Origin of the sequence: Bradyrhizobium sp. 153, assembly GCF_023073835.1 — a bacterium.
GTDB lineage: Bacteria > Pseudomonadota > Alphaproteobacteria > Rhizobiales > Xanthobacteraceae > Bradyrhizobium.
Genome location: NZ_JADPKH010000146.1, coordinates 42376 through 62394, shown reverse-complemented (window position 1 = coordinate 62394; position 20019 = coordinate 42376). Strand labels below are relative to the sequence as shown.

Below are 20019 nucleotides of genomic sequence, written 5' to 3'. Positions count from 1 at the left end.
CAAGTAACTTCCCTGTTCAGGCATGAACCGCAGTCTCCAGCATAGGCGGGCGCGATCGTTGCCGTTCGATATCTTTTGGTCCGATGACAAGCATATCACCACAAAGCTGCAATACGGCACCCTCGATCAATTCGCGATCGAATAAATGCCGTGCACATTCCGCGCCAGATTCGAGCGCGGCCGCGATCTCATTGTGCGACAACTTGCCGACCTCGCGGGTGACAAGACGGGCCCCGAGATCGCTGTCAGGCTGAAGCTCGTTGGCGGGCTTGCGGATGATGGCCGGATGTCTCGGCAGATCCACCGCGTTGGCGATGATCGTGGCCGCCGCATCGGCCTGCGATGCCGTTGCAGCCAACACCGTCACCGCGTCGGCGATGCCGAGCGAAAAACTACGACCGTGGCGTCCGCTGGTCGCGATTCCGCGTACAGGGTCGGCCGAATCGACCCTCATGGTCCGCATCACGCCGGAGCCATCAGGGCGATCCATCAGACCGACAGAGAAATGCTCGCCTTCGCCAAGATGAAGCGCGAGGTCGCCGCCATTGTTGACGTAGGCTTGATTGAGTGTCGCGGCTCCGAGCATTGCGCCAAGGATCTCCTCCGCCACACTGCCAGCAACGGCGGCCATCGGCGTGACGAAGCAATCAGCCGCGTAGGGCGACACAGCGGCATGCATCCGCCGCGCGACCACGCCCTTCAGCGAAGTCCGCTCCTCAGCGGCCGTCCGCAGCTCCGGCAGTTCCGCGCAGAGCTCATCCAACAATCCGGTGAACCGCCACGCTGCAGCCTCATAGGCCGCGCGCACCTCGTCCGCAGGCCCCCTCGCCTCCACGATCAAATCAATCGGTCCATCCTGCAAATGCAGCCGCCGGCCGTCAGACAGGAATGCGATTTGCGGGCGCCGTGTCATGCCCGACGTCCCGGGATCGGGTTCTGCCAGGGCAATTGACGGACGTCGTCACCGCTCTGCACTTCGGAAAGCGGCTTCACATGATCCATGTGACCGCCGAGCGCGGCATAGTCCGACAGCATCATGGTGAACTCGATTGGCGCGACCAGCGCCGGCGTCGGCACGTAGCCAAACGCACCCGCCGGCATCTGCGTCACGTCGACCATGTAGGTGATGCCTCCGCCGGGCCAGACATAGACCGGCGCGCCGCCGCTGGTGACGCGCGTCAGTGCGTCCTTAACCGAGCGCGTCAGCCGCACCGGATTGTCGGTGACGCCGGCGCGCAACGAGCCGCCGGCACCCGCCATGAACAGCACCGTGCAGAGTGCCGGCTCGCAATTCTCCTGGATGCGCTCGACCGAAAACTTCAGGTCATCAGGCATCTCGGTCTCGACCGGCTTCAAAGCCTCGTCGAGGACATAATAGGACGAATGCTCGCCGGTGGTGGAGACCATCAGCATGGTCAGACCGGGCTTGGCTTGCTTGGCATCAAACGGCCCGAGAATCGAGAGCGGATCCGAGATGTTGGTGCCCCCCCAGCCCGTGCCGGGCTCGGCGACCTGGAAATAGCGGCCGGGCGTCGAACGCCGGCCCTTCATCTTGATGCCGGTATCGGCGATGTCGAGCAGCTTGCCGGCCTGATGTTCCGACAGCACGCCAGTGATGTGGTCATCGACCACGACGACCTCGTCGACCTTGCCATGCCACTGCTTGGCGAACATGCCGATCGTCGCCGAGCCGCAGCCGACCCGCATGCGCTCTTCCTTCACGCCGTTGACGATCGGCGGCTGGCCGGCCTGCACCACCACGGTCGCGCCGCCGTCGATGGTGAGCTCGACCGCCTTGCAATTGGCGAGATCCATCAGCGTGTCGCAGGTGACGCGCCCCTCTTTCTTGGAGCCGCCAGTGAGATGATGCACGCCGCCGAGCGAGAGCATCTGCGAGCCGTATTCGCTGGTGGTGACGTGGCCCACCGCCTCGCCTTGCGCGCGAACGGTCGCGGTCTCCGGCCCGAGATAGCGATCGGTGTCGATCTTCACCTTGACGCCGCAATAGGAGAAGATGCCCTCGGTGACCACAGTCACCATGTCGACGCCGTCGACCTCCGCGGAGACGATGAATGGCGCCGGCTTGTAGTCGGGATAGGTCGTGCCCGCGCCGATCGCCGTCACAAAGGTTGAAGGCTCGTGGACGATCTTGCCGTCCCAGTCTTCGGTCCGGCTGAACGGCACCAGCTTGCCGCCATGCGAGACGGTGCGCTCCAGGATCACGTGCGGATCGACGCGAACGAGCTTGCCGTCGTGGTTAGCGTAGCGGTCGCAAGCTCCCGCCGCACCCGGCTTGATATAACACATCACCGGACAGGCATCGCAGCGTATCTTGTCGATGGCAGCGCTCGTCGTTTCCATCACCATGTCAGAGCCAGCAGACACCGCGGTTATCATTCGTATACGAACGATGTTGCGCGCGGTCCCGATGGCTGTCAAGCGGCGGTGCGGCGCAAAAGGTGCACCTGCCGCATAAAAGCTCATATGCCTATCCGCCCTGTCCACAAAGGAGGCAGTCGCGCTGCAGTGCGGCATGACGGCTTGCACGTTTGTGTACAAACGGTATCGTCGCGACTTACAAATCGCGTGTTTACAGGGCTTGGGAACGAGGATGATGCAGACACCGATCCGCCTCACCGTGAACGGCAGGATCCACGAGGTCACTGCGGCGCGAGACACGCCGCTGCTCTACGTGCTGCGCAACGACCTCGCGCTCAACGGGCCGAAATATGGCTGCGGCCTCGGTGAATGCGGCACCTGTACTGTCCTGATCGACGGGGCCGCGGCACGCTCCTGCGTGATTCCCGTGAGTGGCTGCGATGGCCGCGACATCGTGACGCTCGAAGGCTTGGGCACGCGCGACAAGCCGGACATCGTGCAGCAGGCCTTCATCGACGAGCAGGCCGCGCAATGCGGCTACTGCCTCAACGGCATGATCATGACCACCAAGGCGCTGCTCGCGGTCAATCCGCGGCCGACCGAACAGCAAGCGCTGGCGGCACTGCGCTACAATCTCTGCCGCTGCGGCACGCATGTCGAAATCCTGCGCGCGGTGATGCGCGCCTCCGGCCAGCTCACCGAGGCCGCTGATTGATGGTCTCCTCCCATTCGAACGGAGCTGAGCGGCCATCCGGTTCGCTCGTCGTCTTGCGCACCGTGGACGAGGTCACAACCGAGACCTATGTCCGCATCACCGCGGACGGTTCGATCACAGCCTATAACGGCCATGTCGATCTCGGCACCGGCATCCGCACGGCGCTCGGCCAGATCGTCGCCGAAGAGTTGGACGTGTCCTTTGCGCGCGTCGTCATCGTGCTCGGCGATACCGCACTGGTGCCGAACCAGGGCGCGACGATCGCGAGCGAGACGATCCAGATCACGGCTGTGCCCTTGCGCAAGGCCGCAGCCCAGGCGCGGCACTTCTTGATCGCACGCGCGGCCGAGCGGCTCGAACTGCCGGCGGCCGAGCTTAAGATCGACGACGGTCTCGTGCGCGGGCCCGACAATCGCTGCGTCAGCTATGGCGAACTGATCGGCGGCGAGACGATCAGCCTGGAGCTTGCCGATGACGTCGTCGTCAAGGCGGTTGGCGATTATGCCATCGTCGGCCAGTCGGTGCCGCGGGTCGACCTGCCGGCCAAGGCCACGGGCGAGCTAACTTTCGTGCACGACATCCGCGTGCCCGGCATGCTGCACGGCCGCGTGGTGCGTCCGCCCTATGCCGGCGTCGATGCCGGTCCGTTCGTCGGCACCAGCCTGATCGCCCTCGACGAGGCGTCGGTGCGCGACATTCCCGGATTGGTTGCCGTCGTGCGCATCGGTGATTTCGTCGGCGTGGTCGCCGAGCGCGAGGAGAATGCGATCCGGGCGGCAGAGCAGCTCAAGGTGAGCTGGAAGCCGACACCCGCGCTGACCGATCTCGCTGATGTCGAGAGCGCGCTGCGCGCCAATCCATCGACGCCGCGCACGCTGATCGACAAGGGCGACGTCGACGCGGCGATATCGGGCGCGGCCAAGCCGATGCAGCGCACTTATGTCTGGCCGTATCAGATGCACGCCTCGATCGGCCCGTCCTGCGCGGTCGCCGACTTCCAGGATGGCAACATCCGCGTCTGGTCCGGCACGCAGAACCCGCACGTGCTGCGCAGCGATCTGGCGCTGCTGATCGAGCGTCCGGAGAGCGAGATCGAGGTGATCCGGCTGGAGGCCGCCGGCTGCTATGGCCGCAACTGCGCCGATGACGTCACGGCGGACGCCCTGCTGCTGTCGCGCGCGGTCGGCCGGGCCGTGCGCGTGCAGTTGACGCGCGAGCAGGAGCACGCCTGGGAACCCAAGGGCACCGCGCAGCTCATCGACGTCAATGGCGGCCTCGACGCCGGCGGCGGCATCGCTGCCTACGATCTCGCCACGCGCTACCCCTCGAACGCCGCGCCGACCCTGGCGCTGCTGCTGACCGGGCGGATCTCGCCCGAGCCCGCCGTGCTCCAGATGGGCGACCGCACCGCTATTCCGCCTTACGATTACGACCACATGCGCGTCGTCGCCCACGACATGCCGCCGATCGTGCGCGCGTCCTGGTTTCGCGGCGTCTCGGCGCTGCCGAACACCTTTGCACATGAATCCTATATCGATGAGGCCGCGACAGAGGCCGGCGTCGACCCGATCGAGTATCGCCTGCGCTACCTGAAGGATCAGCGCGCCGTTGACCTCGTCAATGCGGTCGCCGAGCGCGCAGGCTGGACGCCGCGACCGGTCCGCGAAGAGAAAGACGGCGAGATCGTGCACGGGCGTGGCTTTGCTTATGCGCTCTACGTCCACAGCAAGTTCCCCGGCTATGGCGCGGCGTGGTCGGCCTGGGTTGCAGACGTCGCGGTGAACAAAAGCACCGGCGACGTCAGCATCACGCGCGTGGTCGCCGGACAGGACTCCGGCCTGATGATCAATCCGGACGGCGTGCGTCACCAGATTCACGGCAACGTCATCCAGTCCACCAGCCGCGCGCTAATGGAGGAGGTCTCGTTCGAGCGCGGCGCGGTGGCAGCGCGCGAATGGGGGGCCTATCCGATCATCCCCTTCCCAGACGTGCCCAAGATCGACGTGCTGATGCTGCCGCGTCAGGACCAGCCGCCGCTCGGCGTCGGCGAATCTGCCTCAGTGCCGAGCGCGGCGGCGATCGCCAATGCGATCTTCGATGCCACCGGCGTGCGCTTTCGCGAGCCGCCATTCACGCCGGAACGCATTCTCAGGGGATTGCACGGCGATGCGGCGGCCGCGCCGCAGGCCCTGCCCGCGCCGGCCACCCCGCCGCCATCCCGCATCTGGGAGAATCCGTTCGCCCAACGCGCCGGTATCTTTGCGACGATCGCGGCCGTCTGCACCGCCGCGATCGGAGTCGGCGCGGCGCTGCTGCCGGGGCGCGCGATCGCACCCATCGCCCAACCCGACGCGTCGGTCTATTCCGCGGCAACGATCGCCCGCGGCGAACAACTCGCGGCGCTCGGCAATTGCGCGGAGTGCCATACGACGGTTCGAGGCGCGCTCAATGCCGGTGGCCGTGCGCTGGAAACGCCGTTCGGCACGATCTACTCGACCAACATCACGCCCGATGTCGAGACCGGCATCGGCGCCTGGTCCTACCCCGCCTTCGAGCGCGCGATGCGCGACGGGGTGCATCGCGACGGACGGCAGCTCTATCCTGCCTTCCCCTACACACATTTTTCGAAGACCAGCGAGGCCGACCTGCAGGCGCTCTATGCCTACCTAATGGCACAGCCTGCGGTGCGCGCGACACAGCCTGCCAACGCGCTCGCCTTCCCCTTCAATCTTCGGCCACTGCTCGCGGGATGGAACGCGCTGTTTCACGAGGCGGATGAATTCAAGCCCGATCCCGCGAAGTCTGAGCTTTGGAATCGCGGCGCCTATCTAGTCGAGAGTCTCGGCCATTGCAGCGCCTGCCATTCGCCGCGCAATGCACTCGGTGCCGAGCAGCGCCAGGCCTATCTCGCCGGAGGCTTTGCCGAAGGCTGGGAAGCTCCGGCCCTGACCTCGCTCTCCCGCGCACCTATTCCGTGGAACGAGGACGAACTCTTCGCTTACTTGCGCACTGGTCATTCGCGCTATCACGGCGTCGCGGCCGGCCCGATGGCGCCGATCGTCCGGGACCTCAAGGCCCTGTCCGATCAGGACATCCGCGCAATGGCGGTCTATCTCAATTCCTTCAATGACACCGCGAGCGACGGACAAATGCAAGACGCGCTCGCAACAAAACTCGAGAACGCGACGCAAGTCACTGTCGGCGCGTCCACGGGCGCGCGGCTCTATGTCGGCGCCTGCGCGGTCTGCCACGAGGTCGGCGGCCCGCCGCTGTTCGGCACCAGGCCCTCGCTCGCGCTCAACAGCAATCTGCATAGCGCGAGCTCGGACAATCTCGTGCAGGTGATCCTGCACGGCATTGCCGATCCGGTGTCGAGCGATCTCGGCTACATGCCCGCCTTCAAGGGCAGCCTGAGCGACGCGCAGGTCGAGGAGCTCGTCACCTTTCTGCGCAAGCAGTTCGCACCGGAGAAGCCGGCCTGGACCGGCGTGCGCGAGACGATCGCGCGCGCACGCGCATCCGCAAATTAGGCGTGCTTTTTGATCTCCACCGGCGGCGTGCCATGCGTGTGGAACGACTCGATCGTCTTCAGGCCCCAGGCCTGGCCCTTCTTGCGCTCCTCCTCGGTCCACACGATCGGCTTCCAGTCCGGCGCGAGGATGAGACGCGCGCCGGCGTTGGCGACCTCGACGCGGTTGCCGCCAGGCTCATAGACGTAGAGGAAGAAGGTCTGCTGGATCGCGTGCTTGTGCGGGCCAGTCTCGATGTGCACGCCGTTCTCCAGGAAAATGTCTGCAGCGCGCAAAATCTCCTCGCGGCTGTCGAGCGCGTAGGTGACGTGATGGAAGCGGCCGGGCGTGCCTGAATGGTCGAGCGAATAGGCGAAGTCGTAGCTCTTGTTCGACATCGTCAGCCACATCGCGGCTTCACGACCGTCGTTCAGCACGATCTGCTCGGTGAGACGGCAGCCGAGATAGTTCTCGAAGAACTCGCGGTTGGCCTTGATGTCGACGGCGAGGCAGTTGAGATGGTCGAGCCGGCGCACGTTGACGCCGCGGGCCGGAAAGCGCTGGGCCTGGTTCTTCAGTGCGGGCTTCAGCTCCGGCGGCGCCTGATACCATTCGGTCTCGTAATAGAGTTCGACGATGTGTCCATCAGGATCACGGCAGCGGAAGGTCGGCCCCTGCCCCATATCGCCGTCGATCCAGCCGATATCGAAGCCGGAGCCTTTCAGCGCGGCGACTCGGCGTTCCAAGGCCTGCTGACTGCGCGCGCGCAACGCCATGTGCTCCATGCCCGAGGTCTTCGAGGCCGTGAGCTTGAGCGAATAGCGCTCGTAATCGTCCCAACCGCGCAAGTAGACCGACTCGCCGTTCTGCCCGCTCACGGTCATGCCCATGACATCGACGAAGAACTTCAGGCTTTCATCAGGCTTCGGCGTCAAGAGCTCCATGTGGCCGAGATGGGCGAGATCGAGGATCGGTTCGGGCTGCATGCTTCCCTCCAAACGTCGCCGTCAGCGTTGGCTGCGATCCGCAGGACCGAATCCCGCAATCGGGCGTGAGACTGCGATGCGCCCACGCCATGGCGGACACTGAAGCCGTCGGTTCATTTGTACTAATGTACAAATCATTAGGTCTCGTCAACAAATCAAACATCTTCCAACGGGAGGGCGCGCCGCTCCCGGGAACAATTACTCCCGAACGGCGGAACCCTGACTGCCTCCAATGGTAAAGCCTTCCTTAACCGCCTTCGGCTCTCCTGAACCTCCCAATGTAGCTTTTTCCTGCCATTTCTTCTCTCAACGCGGATAGGAAACCACCTTTCGGCCGGATTGCCGCGGATTTAACGAAGCGGCCGCGCCTGCGGCTTAACCGTTTGTGCAGCGACGGCTGCGCATAGTCCGGACCAAACCCGTTGCTCTTGCCAGGTTCATTCATTGTGACATCCTTTGGACGCGTGATTTCGGTTCGCGGATCGCTCGCCCGGGTCGGGCTTCTGGCGGAAAGCCGGATGCCGGTCTCGGAGGTTCGGGCGACCGTCGGCCGCTTCGTCAGTATCCGCTGCGCAAACTCGGTTATCGTCGCAATGATCACCGAGGTCTCCTGCGAAAACCTGTCGGCTAGCGACAATTACATTGCGATTGCCTCGGTCGACCTGCTTGGTGAGATCCTCAACGCCACCGACAAGCCGAAATTCCAGCGAGGCGTCACCAATTATCCAACCATCGGCGATGCCGTCGACCTGATCACGAGCCAGGAGTTGCGCACGATCTACGCGCCGATCGGGTCGGACCAGATCAATGTCGGCTTCCTCCAGCAGGACCGCTCGGTCGTCGCCTATGTCGACGTCGAGGAAATGCTGTCCAAGCACTTCGCGGTGCTGGGATCGACCGGCGTCGGCAAATCGACCGGCGTCTCGCTGCTGCTGAACGAGATCCTGAAGGCGCGTCCGAACCTGCGCATCTTCCTGCTCGACGTGCACAACGAATATGGCCGCTGCTTCGGCGATCGCGCGCTAGTGCTCAATCCGCGGAATCTAAAGCTGCCGTTCTGGCTGTTCAACTTCGAGGAAATCGTCGACGTGCTGTTCGGCGGCCGCGCGGGCGTGCCTGAGGAGCTCGACATTCTCGCCGAGGTGATCCCGATCGCGAAGGGCGTCTATACCCAGTACCAGAACGCCGACCGCATCGGTCTCAAGCGCATCGATCCCAAGCAGGTCGGCTACACCGCCGACACGCCAGTGCCGTATCGCCTGGTTGACTTGATCTCGCTGATCGACGAGCGCATGGGCAAGCTCGAGAACCGCTCGTCGCGCATCATCTATCACAAACTGATCTCGCGCATCGAGGCCGTCCGCAACGACCCGCGCTACGCCTTCATGTTCGACAACGCCAATGTTGGCGGCGACACCATGGCCGAGGTGATCAGCCATTTGTTCCGCCTGCCGGCCAACGGCAAACCGATGACGGTGATGCAGCTCGCCGGCTTCCCGGCCGAGGTCATCGATTCCGTCGTCTCGGTGCTTTGCCGCATGGCTTTCGACTTCGGCCTGTGGAGCGACGGCGTCTCGCCGCTGCTGTTCGTGTGCGAGGAAGCGCATCGCTACGCCTCCGCCGACCGCAACATCGGCTTCGGGCCGACCCGCAAGGCTGTTTCGCGCATTGCTAAAGAGGGCCGCAAATACGGCGTCTATCTCGGCCTCATCACCCAGCGCCCGGCCGAGCTCGACGCCACCATCATCTCCCAGTGCAACACGCTGTTCACGATGCGTCTCGCCAACGAGCGCGACCAAGCGCTGCTCCGCGCCGCCGTGTCGGACGCGGCCGCCAACCTGTTGTCCTTCGTGCCCTCGCTCGGCACCCGCGAAGTGCTGGCGTTCGGGGAAGGCGTCGCCCTGCCGACGCGGCTGCGCTTCAAGGAGGTGCCGCCGCATCAATTGCCGCGCGGCGAAGCCACCATCAGCAGCGTGCCCTCGGTCACCTCCGGTCACGACATGCATTTCGTCAGCGCCGTGCTCGAACGCTGGCGCGGCGCCACCTCGCAGCGCGACGTGCCAAACGATCCACTGTTCTCGGCCCCTCCCGCCAAGACGTTGTCCAGCCTCGAAGCGCCGATGCTGCAACCGTCGATGGGCCTCGATCCCGACCGCTTCTCGCTGCTGAAGAAGCCGTTGAGGTAAGGCCGCGCGTGTCCCGGACGCGCTACAGCGTGCAACGCTGCTGCGCAGGGCCGGGACCCACGCCACACGCACCGCACTCTCGGAAAGATGGGCCCCGGCTCTGCAGGGCACCGCTGGACAAGCGCTGCGCTGCGTCCGGGGCGCGCCCCACGGAATATGCAGCACGTTGAGACGGCCGCCCGCATCGACTATGTTTGCCGCCCCCAAGCCGGAGTCCGTGCAAATGACAAAGCCCGCGCAACGCTTCCCCGCCCCCGCCCTCGACACGCTGCCGGACGACATCCGCACGCGGCTCCTCGCCGTGCAGGAGAAGAGCGGCTTCGTGCCGAACGTGTTCTTGACGCTGGCCTATCGTCCCGACGAGTTTCGCGCCTTCTTCGCTTATCACGATGCACTGATGGAGAAGGACGGCGGCCTCACCACGGCCGAGCGCGAGATGATCGTGGTCGCGACCTCGGCGGCCAACCAATGCCAATATTGCGTGATCGCGCATGGCGCGATCCTGCGCATTCGAGCCAAGAATCCGCTCATCGCGGACCAGATCGCGATTAATTACCGCAAGGCCGACATCACGCCGCGGCAGAAGGCGATGCTCGACTTCGCGATGAAGGTCTCGGCCGAGGCGCAGCGGATTTCAGAGGACGATTTCGCAGCACTCGCGCCGCACGGCTTCAGCGACGACGACATCTGGGACATCGCTGCGATCTCCGCCTTCTTCGCACTTTCGAATCGGCTGGCGAATTTCACGGGCATGCGCCCGAACGAGGAGTTCTATCTGATGGGACGACTGCCGAAGAAGTGATCGACAGGCAATGACCGAGCTCGACTGGCCCGAAATCGTGCTGCGTCTCGGCAGCGCCACGCTTGCCGGCGGAGCGATCGGCCTGAACCGCGATCTGCAAGGTAAGCCGATCGGACTGAAGACGCTCGGCATCGTCGGGCTCTCCACCGCGGCCGTCGTGCTGCTCGCGGTCGAGTTCGCCGAGCCCGGCAGAATCACCGATGCGGCGAGCCGGGTGATCCAGGGCATCCTGACCGGGATCGGCTTCCTCGGTGCCGGCGTCATTGTCCACGAGAGCAAAGGTTTTCGCGTGAGCGGCCTGACCAGTGCGGCTTGCACGTTCCTCGCTGCCTGTCTGGGCATCGTCTGCGGCACCGGACAATGGAAGATCGTCGCAGCCGCGCTGGCGTTCGCCTTCGTTCTGCTGACGGTCGGCCGCCGCGTCGAGCGCTGGCTGCACCGGATGCTCGGTGGCCAGGAGGAACTGCTGCATGAAACAGCCTCCGAGCAGAAGCCTGAAAGCAGCGTTTAGGCGCTTTCGGCTCGCCGTGCGCTCGCCGCGCGCTCACCTTCCGCCGCAGGGTCCAGCGACTCCGTACGAGCAGGGGTCGCGGTGATGCATTGCGTGCGGCTACGAAGCGCTATGCCGCTAGCGCTTTGCCATCAACTCGAGTGCCGGAGCAAAGCGCTCGGCAAACGTCAACGTCAATGTCTTGGCATGGTGAACTGCCGCAAACGAGGCCGAAACCCCCGCTGACGCAAGGGCGAGCAGGGCAACAGCGAAAACCAGACGGCGCATTCTTGCCTCCCGTGTGAGCCCGATTGCCCCAAAGGATGGGACGGCTCTATTTCAGGACCGCTTCATGCGGGCGGAAAATGATTTCGCTCAAGAGGCTGTGATGAGGTCGGATTGCGGTGCAGTATCCATGTGCCTCTAATCCTCGTCCGCCGGCCCGCACCAGCCGGGCAGATAGATCGCATCCTTGCTTCTAGCCGAGGACATGGCCTTCTCGAGCGCCTTGTCGAAATCGGCATCGACCAGCTTGCGCGAGAGTTTTCGGCGCAGATAGTCGGCCCACAGGAATTCGGAGAATGGCGTCGTATCCTTGGCGAAGCCGCCGATGCGGCGGAGCTCGCCGGCGAGGCTGCGGAACGGGTCATCCTTGAGGTCGGCCACCGATTTCGGCAGGTCCCGGAACGGCCGCCTTTCGCCCTTGGCGTCGTAGGGATAGACCCAGCGCTTGTTGTCCAGGACGCCCCAGAACGCCTCGCGCTCGACCATTCTGAGGTCGCCGACGATGGTGACCAGCACCTCCTTGATGCCCTCGTCGTGCAATGCGCGGCCGAGATGATGATGATCGATCACGTAATAGCGCTGGTCCGGGCCGTAGACGACGGGGATCATGTGCTTGCCGAGCAGGTCGGCCTGCTTCTTCTTGTCGTGCTCGCGCCAGCGCTTGCGCTTCTCCTTGACCTCGCGCATGCCGACCGTCATCTGCGTCGGCCGCAGCGACAGGATGGGGACCGGGTGCACTCTCGGCTCGCGCGTATTTGTCATCTCGAACGGTCTCTCACTTGGTTGCGATTGGCGGAACAGGTTCCCTGGACTATGCCATCGCCCCAGCGACGGCAAAGGCGTTGGGCTGCACGCGCAGATCACAAGCCGATGTGGACGAGAGCACGCGTGAGTTCCCCGGCCAATATTGCAACGCAACCGCATATTCTTGACCACTTTACGGCCGGCTCGTGACGCTTGGCGGCGCGCTATGCAAAATAGTGCGAATAGGAAATGCATCTGGGCGTTGAGAAGATTTTCTGCAACGCGCTCATCACGTATGCTATTTAAAAATCGCTGCTTCGGAGTGATCCCCTGCCCTATGAAAAGCCAGCGGCCCATAAGCTCTGATGACGAGCACCGGGTGCTCCAATTCAGGCCGCGCACCTCGCCTTCCGCCATGGTTCGCCGGGGCAGCGGCACCGTGCAGTCATTGCGCGCGGCGCCGGAGCCGCTCGACCTATCGCGCTACGAGCAGCCCCGCACCGGACCGGACGATTTCCGCCACCGCATGCTCGCCAATATCGCGGCGCTCGCCTTCACCATCGCGCTGACCGCGATCGGGATTTGGCTCGCCGTGAGTATTGCCGACCTGCGCCGGACTCAGGATTGCGTGCTGATGGGCCGCCGCGACTGCGTCAAGATCACGACGCCGCACATCTAGGCGCGCCTTGCCGGCGGTCCCTCACTGGACGGCCCGTGGCGGGCATCCCCAGCCCTGTCTCCGCGCCTGGCCGGCTCCATTGAACTCAGGGCGGCGCTCCGATATACGGGCTTTCGACCCGGCCAGAGGGGGGTTTGAGGGCGTCATCAGGGGCGCGATGCCCACCCACCGTGCCACTCTGGAATCTGACAAATACCTGCAATATATCAAAGGCTTAGTGATGTCTTCCACATTCGATCAGGTCGCCACGATCATCGCTGAAACCTGCGACATCCCGCGCGACACGATCACGCCGGATAGCCATGCCATAGATGATCTCGGCATCGACAGCCTCGATTTTCTTGATATCGCGTTCGCGATCGACAAGCAGTTCGGCATCAAGCTGCCGCTTGAAAAGTGGACCCAGGAGGTCAACGACGGCAAGGCGACCACCGAGCAGTATTTCGTGCTGAAGAACCTGTGCGCGCGCATCGACGAGCTCGTCGCGGCCAAGGGCGCGGGCGCCTAAGCGCGCGGCCATGCAACTCGAATACTTCCACATGATCGATCGGATCGTCGACTTAAACGTCGACGAGAAGACGATTGTCGTCGAGGCCCAGGTTCCGAACGCAAGCACCATCTTCGAGGGACACTTCCCGGGCTATCCGCTGATGCCCGGCGTGCTCCTGATCGAATCGATGGCGCAGGCTTCGGGCTGGCTTCAGCTCGGCGTGCTGAAGTTCGAGCGCATGCCGATCCTCGCCGCCGTGAAGGAGGCCAAGGTCCGCGGCTCGGTCTACCCCGGTGATGTCATGAGCATCGAGGCGACCCTGTCCCATCAAGGCTCGGGTTACGCGGTCACCGAAGCCAAGATCCGGGTCGGCGGCAAGCTGCGCGCGAATTCGACGCTCACCTTCACGCAGATTCCCTTTCCCAATGCGGATATGCGCGGACACATGGACGCAATCGCCAAACGCGTCGGCTTTCCGCAACAGGCCGTTTCGCCATGACCGACACCTTCGCGACGAAGCCCGCCCAGACGGAAGTCTGGATCACCGGCATTGGACTTGCCACCTCGCTCGGCGAGGGGCTCGACGCCAACTGGGCTGCGCTCCAGGAGAAGCGCATCAATGTCGACGAGAAGGGCTTTGCGCCCTACATCGTGCATCCCTTGATGCCGGTCTCTTTCGACAGCCAGATTCCGAAGAAGGGCGACCAGCGCCAGATGGAAGCCTGGCAGCGTATTGGCACCTATGCCGCGGGCCTGGCGCTCGATTCCGCCGGGATCAAGGGCAACAAGGATATCCTGTCGAAGATTGACATGGTGGTGGCCGCAGGCGGCGGCGAGCGCGATCTCAACGTCGACACCGGTGTGCTCACGGCCGAGGCCAAGGGCGCCAACGCCCCCGGCTTCCTCAACGAACGGCTGATGAGCGACCTGCGGCCGACGTTGTTCCTGGCCCAGCTCTCCAACCTGCTCGCCGGCAACATCGCCATCGTCCATGGTCTCGGCGGCACTTCGCGCACCTTCATGGGCGAAGAGGTCGCGGGCGCGGACGCCGCCCGCATTGCGCTCGCGCGCATCGCCTCGGGTGAGAGCGACATTGCGCTGGTCGGTGGCTCGCACAATGGCGAACGCAAGGACCTGATGGTCCTCTACGAATTCGGCGACTTCAACCTGAAGGACAAGTTCGCTCCGGTGTGGGCGCGCAAGGACCGTCCCGGCTTCGCGCTCGGTTCGGCCGGCGCCTTCCTGGTACTGGAGTCGAAGGCGCATGCAGAGGCGCGCGGCGCAAAGCCGTTCGCCAAGCTCACCAGCGTCGTCGCCGACCTTGCCCGCCGCAAGCAGCCTGGCGACATGGCCTCGACGCTGGAGAAGCTTTGGGAAAAGCTGCCCAAGCGCGAGGGCAAGGCCGCGATCATATCAGGCGCGACCGGCGCCGAGCCCGCGACCTCGGAAGAGCGCAGCTTCCTGAGGGGCCATGCGGATCTGCCGGTGCGCTCGACCGGCACCATGTTCGGCCACACCATGGAAACGCAATTCCCGCTCGGAATTGCCCTGGCCGCACTGTCGATCTCGCGCGGTGCATTGTTCCCGCCGAATGATTCCACCGGGACCGAGATTGAAATGCAGGGCGCGCCCACCCAGATCGTGGTGATAGGGGCCGGACACTGGCGCGGCGAAGGCATGGCGCTGATCGAGGCAGTGAGCTAGCTCAGGGGGTCGAAATGACTGCACCACGCGACAAATTCGGCCGTCCCGTCGTCGTCGTCACCGGCATGGGCATCATGACCTCGCTCGGCGCCGGCAAGGCCGACAATTGGGCGAAGCTGGTCGCCGGCGAATCCGGCATCCGCACTATCACGCGTTTTCCGGTCGACGGCCTGAAGACCACGATGGCTGGTACGGTGGATTTCGTCAGCGTCGATCCGTTCTCCTCCACCGGCCTCTCCGAGCGGATGGCGGAGCTGGTGACGGAGGAAGCGCTCGAGCAGGCCGGCATCGGCGCCAAGGAGGATTTCCCCGGTCCCCTCTTCCTCGCAGTCGCGCCGGTCGAGGTCGAATGGCCGCAGCGGCGCGAGCTTGGCCGCGCCGTCGGAAAGACCGACTTCAACTACGACGACCTCCTGCGCATCTCCGGCGGCGGCAAGTACAGCGACTATCATCACCGCTTCATGTTCGGCTCGGTCGCCGCGCATCTCGCCGAGACTTTCGGCACCAAGGGTTCGCCGATCTCACTATCGACGGCCTGCGCGTCGGGCGCGACCTCGATCCAGCTCGGCGTCGAGGCGATCCGGCGTGGCGAGACCGACGCTGCGCTGTGCGTCGCGACCGACGGTACCGTCAATCCGGAGGCGCTGGTGCGCTTCTCGCTACTCTCGGCGCTCTCGACCCAGAACGATCCGCCGCAGGCGGCCTCCCGCCCCTTCTCCAAGAACCGCGATGGCTTCGTCATGGCCGAAGGCGCCGGCGCGCTCGTGCTGGAAAGCTACAAGGCGGCGACCGCGCGCGGCGCAAAGATCCTCGGCGTGATCGCCGGCTGCGGCGAGCTCACCGATTCCTTCCATCGCACCCGCTCCTCGCCCGACGGCAAGCCGATCATCGGCTGCATGAACAAGACGCTGGCCGATGCCGGCATGACGCCGGACCAGATCGACCACATCAACGCGCACGGTACCGCGACGCCCGAAAACGACAAGATGGAGTTCAACACGACGTCGGCAGTGTTCGGCGAGCTCGCGCAGAAGATTCCGGTCACCTCTAATAAGTCGATGGTCGGCCACACCATCTCGGCCGCCGGTGCGGTCGAGGCGATCTTCTCGCTGCTCACGCTCGAGCATCAGCGTATCCCGCCGACGATCAACTACGAGACCCCGGATCCGACGATCCTGTTCGATGTCGTCGGCAACAAGGCCCGCGATGCCCGCGTCACCGCGGTGATGTCGAACTCGTTCGGCTTCGGTGGCCAGAACGCCTCGCTGATCCTGACCCGCGAACCGGCCTGACCGGACGCATGGCACTGCTGACTGCGAGCACGAAGGCCCGCGCGCGGGAGGCTGCCAAATCGCTCGGCGGCAGCTTGATCGGCGCCGCGACTGTCGGCTTGCTGCGCACCACGCGCTATTTCGATCCGGTCAAGACTTCGGACTTTTTCGCGCGCGTCGTAAAGCTCATCGGCCCGCGTCTGCGCGAGCATCGCATCGGCCGCGCCAACCTCACTGCGGCATTTCCGGAGAAGTCGCCAGAGGAGATCGAACAGATCCTGATGGGCGTCTGGGACAATCTCGGCCGCGTCGGCGCCGAGTTCGCCCATATCGACCATGTCTGGGACTACGACCGCGATCACCCCGAGAAGAGCCGGATCGAATTGTCGCCGCGCAGCATCGAGCTGTTCGACCAGATCCGCGACGATGGCAAGCCGGCGCTGATCTTCGCCGCGCATCTGGCCAATTGGGAATTGCCGGCGCTCGCCGCCGTCGCGCATGGGCTGGATACTGCGATCCTCTATCGCCGACCGAACATCGCCTCCGCCGACCGCATCATCCAGGAGATGCGCCAAGTCAACATGGGCACGTTGATCCCGGCAGGCCGCGACGCGCCGCTGCGGCTCGCGCAGGCGCTCAAGGACGGCAAGCACGTCGCGATGCTGATCGATCAATATCTGACGGCCGGCGTCGAGGTCACCTTCTTCGGCCGCAAGACCCGCGCCAACCCGATGCTGGCGCGCCTCTTGCGCCAGGTCGAGTGCCCGATCCACGGTGTGCGCATCATCCGCCTGCCCGACGGCCGCTTTCGCGGCGAGCTCACCGAAGAGATCAAGCCGGTGCGCGATGCCGACGGCAAGATCGACATCCAGGGCACGACCCAGGCGATCACGAGCGTGGTGGAAAGCTGGGTGCGCGAGCATCCGGAGCAATGGCTGTGGCTGCATAGAAGGTGGCGGTAGTTACGCCGCCATTGCGAGGAGCGAAGCGACGATTCAATCCAGAGTGCCTCCGCGGAGAGATTCTGGATTGCTTCGCTTCGCTCCTCGCAATGACGGGTGTGCTCCTCACCGCCCCGTCTTCACCTTGGTCCAGAGTCTATTGATGATGCGCTGCGTCGCCGGCTCGCGCGCGGTGATGACGAAGAGCTTCGAAAGCGTCGCCTCGTCCGGATAGATGTTCTTGTCGTTCAAAATCTTTGGGTTGACCAGTTTCTGGCTGGCGAGGTTGCCGTTGGCGTAGGACAGGAAGTCCGAGTTCTTGGCGGCAACATCGGGGCGGTAGAGATAGTTGATCAGCTCGTAGGCCTCCTTGACGTTCTTGGCATCCGCGAGGATCGCGAGATTGTCGAAGAACATCTGCGCACCCTCTTTCGGAATGGCATAGCCGATCTCGATGCCACTCTTGGCCTCCGCAGCGCGGGCGCGGGCCTGCATGATGTCGCCGGACCAGCCGACCACGAAGCAGATCTCGCCGGTAGCGAGCGCGCTTAAGTATTCGGAGGAGTGAAACTTGCGCACGGACGGGCGGACTTTTGCCACGACGTCGGCAGCCTTCTCCAGGTCCGCCTGGTTGGTCGAGTTCGGATCGAGCCCGAGATAATTCAGCGCTGCCGGAAAGATGTCGTCGGCGGAGTCGAGCATGTGCACCCCGCAGTCTTTGAACTTGGTCAAATTCTCGGGCTTGAAGACGATGTCCCAGCTGTCGATCTTCGCATCCGGCCCCAGGATCTGCTTCACCTTGGCGACATTGTAGCCGATGCCCGTCGTACCCCACATGTAGTTGGCGGCGTAGACATTGCCGGGATCATAGATCGCGAGGCGTTCGGTCACCACGGGCCAGGCGTTGGCCAAGTTAGGCAGCATCGACTTGTCGAGCTTCTGGAAAATATTGGCCTTGATCTGGCGCTGCAGGAAATAGGCGGTGGGCACCACGACGTCGTAGCCGGACTTGCCGGCCATCAGGCGCGTCTCCAGCGTCTCGTTGGCGTCGAAGGTGTCGTAGACCACCTTGATGCCGGTTTCCTTGGTGAAGTTCTCAAGGACCTCCGGCGCCATGTAGTTGGACCAGTTGTAGAAGTTGACGACCCGTTCCTCCGCACTTGCAGGGGCGGAGAGCAACGTCAGCGCTGCGGCAATTGCGAGAGCGAAGCAAAGCCTGAAGCGGCCGACGTTCGTCATCTTCTACCTCTTGCGCCCGCGCACCGCATCCGACAGCCGCTCGAGTGCTGTGTCGAGCGTCTCGTCCTTCTTGGCAAAGCAGAAGCGCACCACCGAGGTCACCGGGTCCTGCTCGTAGAAGGCCGACACCGGGATCGCCGCCACCTTGTAGTCCTTCACAATCCGCCAGCAGAACTCGGTGTCGCTCTCGTTCAGCCCGAGCGGCGACAGATCGACCGTGAGGAAGTAGGTGCCTTGCGACCTCAGCACAGGAAAACCGAGGCTCTCCAGCCCTTTGGTGAGACGGTCGCGGCTCCGCGTCAGGTCCTTGCGCATCGACAGGAAGTAGTCGTCGGGCTTGCCGAGGCCGTAGGCGATGGCGGCCTGGAGGTTCGGCGCGGTGGTGAAGGTCAAGAACTGGTGCACCTTGGCGGCGACGCGCAAGAGCGGCGGCGCGGCGCAGACGAAGCCGATCTTCCACCCCGTCAACGAGAAGATTTTGCCGGCCGAGCCGACCTTGATCGTGCGCTCGCGCATGCCGGGGATGGTGATCAGCGGGATGTGCTTGTGCTCGTCGAAAGTGACGTGCTCCCAGACCTCGTCGCAGATCGCGATGACATCGAACTCCTGGCAGTAGCGCGCCAGCAGCTCGAGGTCCTCGCGCGGATACACCACCGCGGAGGGATTCAAAGGGTTGTTGAACAGCACCGCCTTGGTCTTTGAATTGAAGACGCTTTTCAGCATGTCCTCATTCAGCCGCCAGTGCGGCGGCTCGAGTCGGACGAGGCGCGGAGTGCCGCCCGCCTGTCGGATGATCGGCAGGTAGGAATCATAGACTGGCTGGAAGCAGACCACCTCGTCGCCGGGCTGAACCACCGCGAGAATTGCCGAGGTCAGCGCCTCGGTGCCCCCGGAGGTCACCATCACTTCGCTCATCGGATCGAGCTTGAGCCCGTGCCAGTGCCCGTAATGGGTTGCGATCGCCTGGCGCAGCTCGGGCAGGCCCATCATCGAGGGGTACTGGTTGTAGCCGTGCAGAGAGGCATCAGCCGCGGCCCGGCGGATGTCCTCGGGGCCGGGATCGTCAGGAAAACCCTGGCCGAGATTGATTGCGGCATTGTCGCGCGCGGCCTGCGACATCGCCTCGAAGATGGTGACGGGAAGGTCGGCGAAGACCTTGTTTAGCGACGAGCTCTTGGTCGTCATCGCGAGCTCAGCCGCCAACCTTGCTGGGAAGACCGGCCGCTTTCCAGCCCAGCATGCCGCCGGCCAGATGCTTGTCGTAAGGCAGGCCCGCCGCCTGCGCCGCGAGCGAGGCGGTCACCGAGCGCTTGCCCGATCGGCAGGCGAACACGACCTGCTTGCCTTCGGGATCCGGGATCGCCTTGGGATCGAAGGTCGAGAGCGGAACCACGACGCCGTAAGGATAGGCCTCGGCTTCGACCTCGTTCGGCTCGCGGACGTCGACCAGCAGATAGCGGCCTTCCGCGACACCTTTGGAGACCTCGTCCGGGGTCAGATCCTGTACCTGATTTGCCACATCATCCTCCAACGTCGCGCCTATTGGCCGGGGCACCCGGTCGGCGGCAACCTCGCCTCTCGGCCGACGAAAATCAAGCG

Annotated in this window: 19 protein-coding genes; 11 read left to right on the top strand and 8 right to left on the bottom strand. The window is 64.2% G+C overall.

Annotation, left to right across the window (positions count from 1 at the left end; all coding sequences use genetic code 11):
• Positions 1-16: 16 nt before the first annotated feature.
• Both IVA91_RS32635 and IVA91_RS32630 read right to left on the bottom strand, forming a co-directional pair.
• The gene (locus IVA91_RS32635) at positions 17-913 is read right to left on the bottom strand and encodes a UPF0280 family protein (protein WP_247276845.1); all 897 of its coding nucleotides are present in this window, start codon (positions 911-913) and stop codon (positions 17-19) included.
• Positions 910-2367 (bottom strand): 6-hydroxynicotinate reductase, encoded by a 1458-nt coding sequence (locus tag IVA91_RS32630; RefSeq protein ID WP_247276972.1) that lies wholly within the window; start codon positions 2365-2367, stop codon positions 910-912. The genes IVA91_RS32635 and IVA91_RS32630 overlap by 4 nt, the downstream gene beginning before the upstream one ends.
• A 244-nt stretch (positions 2368-2611) precedes the next feature.
• Between IVA91_RS32630 and IVA91_RS32625 the strand changes: the two genes are divergently transcribed.
• Both IVA91_RS32625 and IVA91_RS32620 read left to right on the top strand, forming a co-directional pair.
• Positions 2612-3094 carry a (2Fe-2S)-binding protein gene (locus IVA91_RS32625; protein ID WP_247276844.1) on the top strand — a complete coding sequence of 161 codons (483 nt, stop codon included), beginning with the start codon at positions 2612-2614 and terminating at the stop codon, positions 3092-3094.
• A complete protein-coding gene (locus tag IVA91_RS32620) occupies positions 3094-6624 on the top strand; it encodes a molybdopterin cofactor-binding domain-containing protein (RefSeq protein ID WP_247276971.1) in 3531 nt (1176 codons plus the stop codon). Before IVA91_RS32625 ends, IVA91_RS32620 begins: the two co-directional genes overlap by 1 nt.
• On the opposite strand, the gene IVA91_RS32615 is transcribed toward IVA91_RS32620, so the two are convergent.
• Entirely contained in the window at positions 6621-7589 is a 969-nt protein-coding gene (locus IVA91_RS32615) for a catechol 2,3-dioxygenase (RefSeq protein WP_247276843.1), read from the bottom strand. The two genes, IVA91_RS32620 and IVA91_RS32615, sit on opposite strands and share 4 nt — an antisense overlap.
• A gap of 446 nt (positions 7590-8035) precedes the next feature.
• Here IVA91_RS32615 and IVA91_RS32610 point away from each other — a divergent pair, with 446 nt between their 5' ends.
• The 3 genes from IVA91_RS32610 (at position 8036) to IVA91_RS32600 (ending at position 11088) form a co-directional block, all read left to right on the top strand.
• On the top strand, positions 8036-9775 hold the full coding sequence (locus tag IVA91_RS32610; RefSeq protein WP_247276842.1) for a DUF87 domain-containing protein: 1740 nt from the start codon (positions 8036-8038) through the stop codon (positions 9773-9775).
• A 223-nt stretch (positions 9776-9998) separates the two neighbouring features.
• Complete coding sequence (locus tag IVA91_RS32605; protein WP_247276841.1) at positions 9999-10577, top strand: peroxidase-related enzyme; 579 nt, start codon at positions 9999-10001, stop codon at positions 10575-10577.
• Between the two features lie 10 nt (positions 10578-10587).
• Entirely contained in the window at positions 10588-11088 is a 501-nt protein-coding gene (locus tag IVA91_RS32600) for an MgtC/SapB family protein (protein WP_247276840.1), read from the top strand.
• 117 nt (positions 11089-11205) lie between these two features.
• Here IVA91_RS32600 and IVA91_RS32595 read toward each other — a convergent pair whose 3' ends face one another.
• Entirely contained in the window at positions 11206-11355 is a 150-nt protein-coding gene (locus IVA91_RS32595; protein WP_247276839.1) for a hypothetical protein, read from the bottom strand.
• 135 nt (positions 11356-11490) lie between these two features.
• On the bottom strand, positions 11491-12114 hold the full coding sequence (locus IVA91_RS32590) for a ParB-like protein (protein ID WP_247276838.1): 624 nt from the start codon (positions 12112-12114) through the stop codon (positions 11491-11493).
• A 319-nt stretch (positions 12115-12433) separates the two neighbouring features.
• Here IVA91_RS32590 and IVA91_RS32585 point away from each other — a divergent pair, with 319 nt between their 5' ends.
• From IVA91_RS32585 to IVA91_RS32560, 6 genes are all read left to right on the top strand, one after another.
• A complete protein-coding gene (locus tag IVA91_RS32585; protein WP_247276837.1) occupies positions 12434-12775 on the top strand; it encodes a hypothetical protein in 342 nt (113 codons plus the stop codon).
• Between the two features lie 220 nt (positions 12776-12995).
• Positions 12996-13283: an acyl carrier protein gene (locus tag IVA91_RS32580; RefSeq protein WP_094974763.1), complete on the top strand. Its 288-nt coding sequence runs from the start codon at positions 12996-12998 to the stop codon at positions 13281-13283.
• A gap of 10 nt (positions 13284-13293) precedes the next feature.
• Positions 13294-13764 carry a 3-hydroxyacyl-ACP dehydratase FabZ family protein gene (locus IVA91_RS32575; RefSeq protein ID WP_247276836.1) on the top strand — a complete coding sequence of 157 codons (471 nt, stop codon included), beginning with the start codon at positions 13294-13296 and terminating at the stop codon, positions 13762-13764.
• On the top strand, positions 13761-14969 hold the full coding sequence (locus tag IVA91_RS32570; RefSeq protein ID WP_247276835.1) for a beta-ketoacyl-ACP synthase: 1209 nt from the start codon (positions 13761-13763) through the stop codon (positions 14967-14969). The genes IVA91_RS32575 and IVA91_RS32570 overlap by 4 nt, the downstream gene beginning before the upstream one ends.
• A gap of 14 nt (positions 14970-14983) precedes the next feature.
• The gene (locus IVA91_RS32565; protein WP_247276834.1) at positions 14984-16261 is read left to right on the top strand and encodes a beta-ketoacyl-ACP synthase; all 1278 of its coding nucleotides are present in this window, start codon (positions 14984-14986) and stop codon (positions 16259-16261) included.
• An 8-nt stretch (positions 16262-16269) separates the two neighbouring features.
• Positions 16270-17202 carry a lipid A biosynthesis lauroyl acyltransferase gene (locus IVA91_RS32560; RefSeq protein ID WP_247276833.1) on the top strand — a complete coding sequence of 311 codons (933 nt, stop codon included), beginning with the start codon at positions 16270-16272 and terminating at the stop codon, positions 17200-17202.
• Between the two features lie 105 nt (positions 17203-17307).
• Here the strand turns inward: IVA91_RS32560 and IVA91_RS32555 are convergent, their stop codons facing one another.
• The 3 genes from IVA91_RS32555 to IVA91_RS32545 are packed head-to-tail and all read right to left on the bottom strand — an operon-like array spanning position 17308 to position 19939.
• The gene (locus IVA91_RS32555) at positions 17308-18420 is read right to left on the bottom strand and encodes a polyamine ABC transporter substrate-binding protein (RefSeq protein WP_247276832.1); all 1113 of its coding nucleotides are present in this window, start codon (positions 18418-18420) and stop codon (positions 17308-17310) included.
• 3 nt (positions 18421-18423) lie between these two features.
• On the bottom strand, positions 18424-19605 hold the full coding sequence (locus tag IVA91_RS32550) for an aminotransferase (protein ID WP_247276831.1): 1182 nt from the start codon (positions 19603-19605) through the stop codon (positions 18424-18426).
• A 7-nt stretch (positions 19606-19612) separates the two neighbouring features.
• A complete protein-coding gene (locus IVA91_RS32545) occupies positions 19613-19939 on the bottom strand; it encodes a rhodanese-like domain-containing protein (protein WP_247276830.1) in 327 nt (108 codons plus the stop codon).
• Positions 19940-20019: the final 80 nt, after the last annotated feature.

Excerpts from the sequence above, each read along its gene's own strand:
- IVA91_RS32635 (WP_247276845.1), bottom strand. The coding sequence starts at position 913 with ATGACACGGCGCCCGCAAATCGCATTCCTGTCTGACGGCCGGCGGCTG.
- IVA91_RS32630 (WP_247276972.1), bottom strand. The coding sequence starts at position 2,367 with ATGGTGATGGAAACGACGAGCGCTGCCATCGACAAGATACGCTGCGAT.
- IVA91_RS32625 (WP_247276844.1), top strand. The coding sequence starts at position 2,612 with ATGATGCAGACACCGATCCGCCTCACCGTGAACGGCAGGATCCACGAG.
- IVA91_RS32620 (WP_247276971.1), top strand. The coding sequence starts at position 3,094 with ATGGTCTCCTCCCATTCGAACGGAGCTGAGCGGCCATCCGGTTCGCTC.
- IVA91_RS32615 (WP_247276843.1), bottom strand. The coding sequence starts at position 7,589 with ATGCAGCCCGAACCGATCCTCGATCTCGCCCATCTCGGCCACATGGAG.
- IVA91_RS32605 (WP_247276841.1), top strand. The coding sequence starts at position 9,999 with ATGACAAAGCCCGCGCAACGCTTCCCCGCCCCCGCCCTCGACACGCTG.
- IVA91_RS32600 (WP_247276840.1), top strand. The coding sequence starts at position 10,588 with ATGACCGAGCTCGACTGGCCCGAAATCGTGCTGCGTCTCGGCAGCGCC.
- IVA91_RS32595 (WP_247276839.1), bottom strand. The coding sequence starts at position 11,355 with ATGCGCCGTCTGGTTTTCGCTGTTGCCCTGCTCGCCCTTGCGTCAGCG.
- IVA91_RS32590 (WP_247276838.1), bottom strand. The coding sequence starts at position 12,114 with ATGACAAATACGCGCGAGCCGAGAGTGCACCCGGTCCCCATCCTGTCG.
- IVA91_RS32585 (WP_247276837.1), top strand. The coding sequence starts at position 12,434 with ATGAAAAGCCAGCGGCCCATAAGCTCTGATGACGAGCACCGGGTGCTC.
- IVA91_RS32580 (WP_094974763.1), top strand. The coding sequence starts at position 12,996 with ATGTCTTCCACATTCGATCAGGTCGCCACGATCATCGCTGAAACCTGC.
- IVA91_RS32575 (WP_247276836.1), top strand. The coding sequence starts at position 13,294 with ATGCAACTCGAATACTTCCACATGATCGATCGGATCGTCGACTTAAAC.
- IVA91_RS32570 (WP_247276835.1), top strand. The coding sequence starts at position 13,761 with ATGACCGACACCTTCGCGACGAAGCCCGCCCAGACGGAAGTCTGGATC.
- IVA91_RS32565 (WP_247276834.1), top strand. The coding sequence starts at position 14,984 with ATGACTGCACCACGCGACAAATTCGGCCGTCCCGTCGTCGTCGTCACC.
- IVA91_RS32560 (WP_247276833.1), top strand. The coding sequence starts at position 16,270 with ATGGCACTGCTGACTGCGAGCACGAAGGCCCGCGCGCGGGAGGCTGCC.
- IVA91_RS32555 (WP_247276832.1), bottom strand. The coding sequence starts at position 18,420 with ATGACGAACGTCGGCCGCTTCAGGCTTTGCTTCGCTCTCGCAATTGCC.
- IVA91_RS32550 (WP_247276831.1), bottom strand. The coding sequence starts at position 19,605 with ATGACGACCAAGAGCTCGTCGCTAAACAAGGTCTTCGCCGACCTTCCC.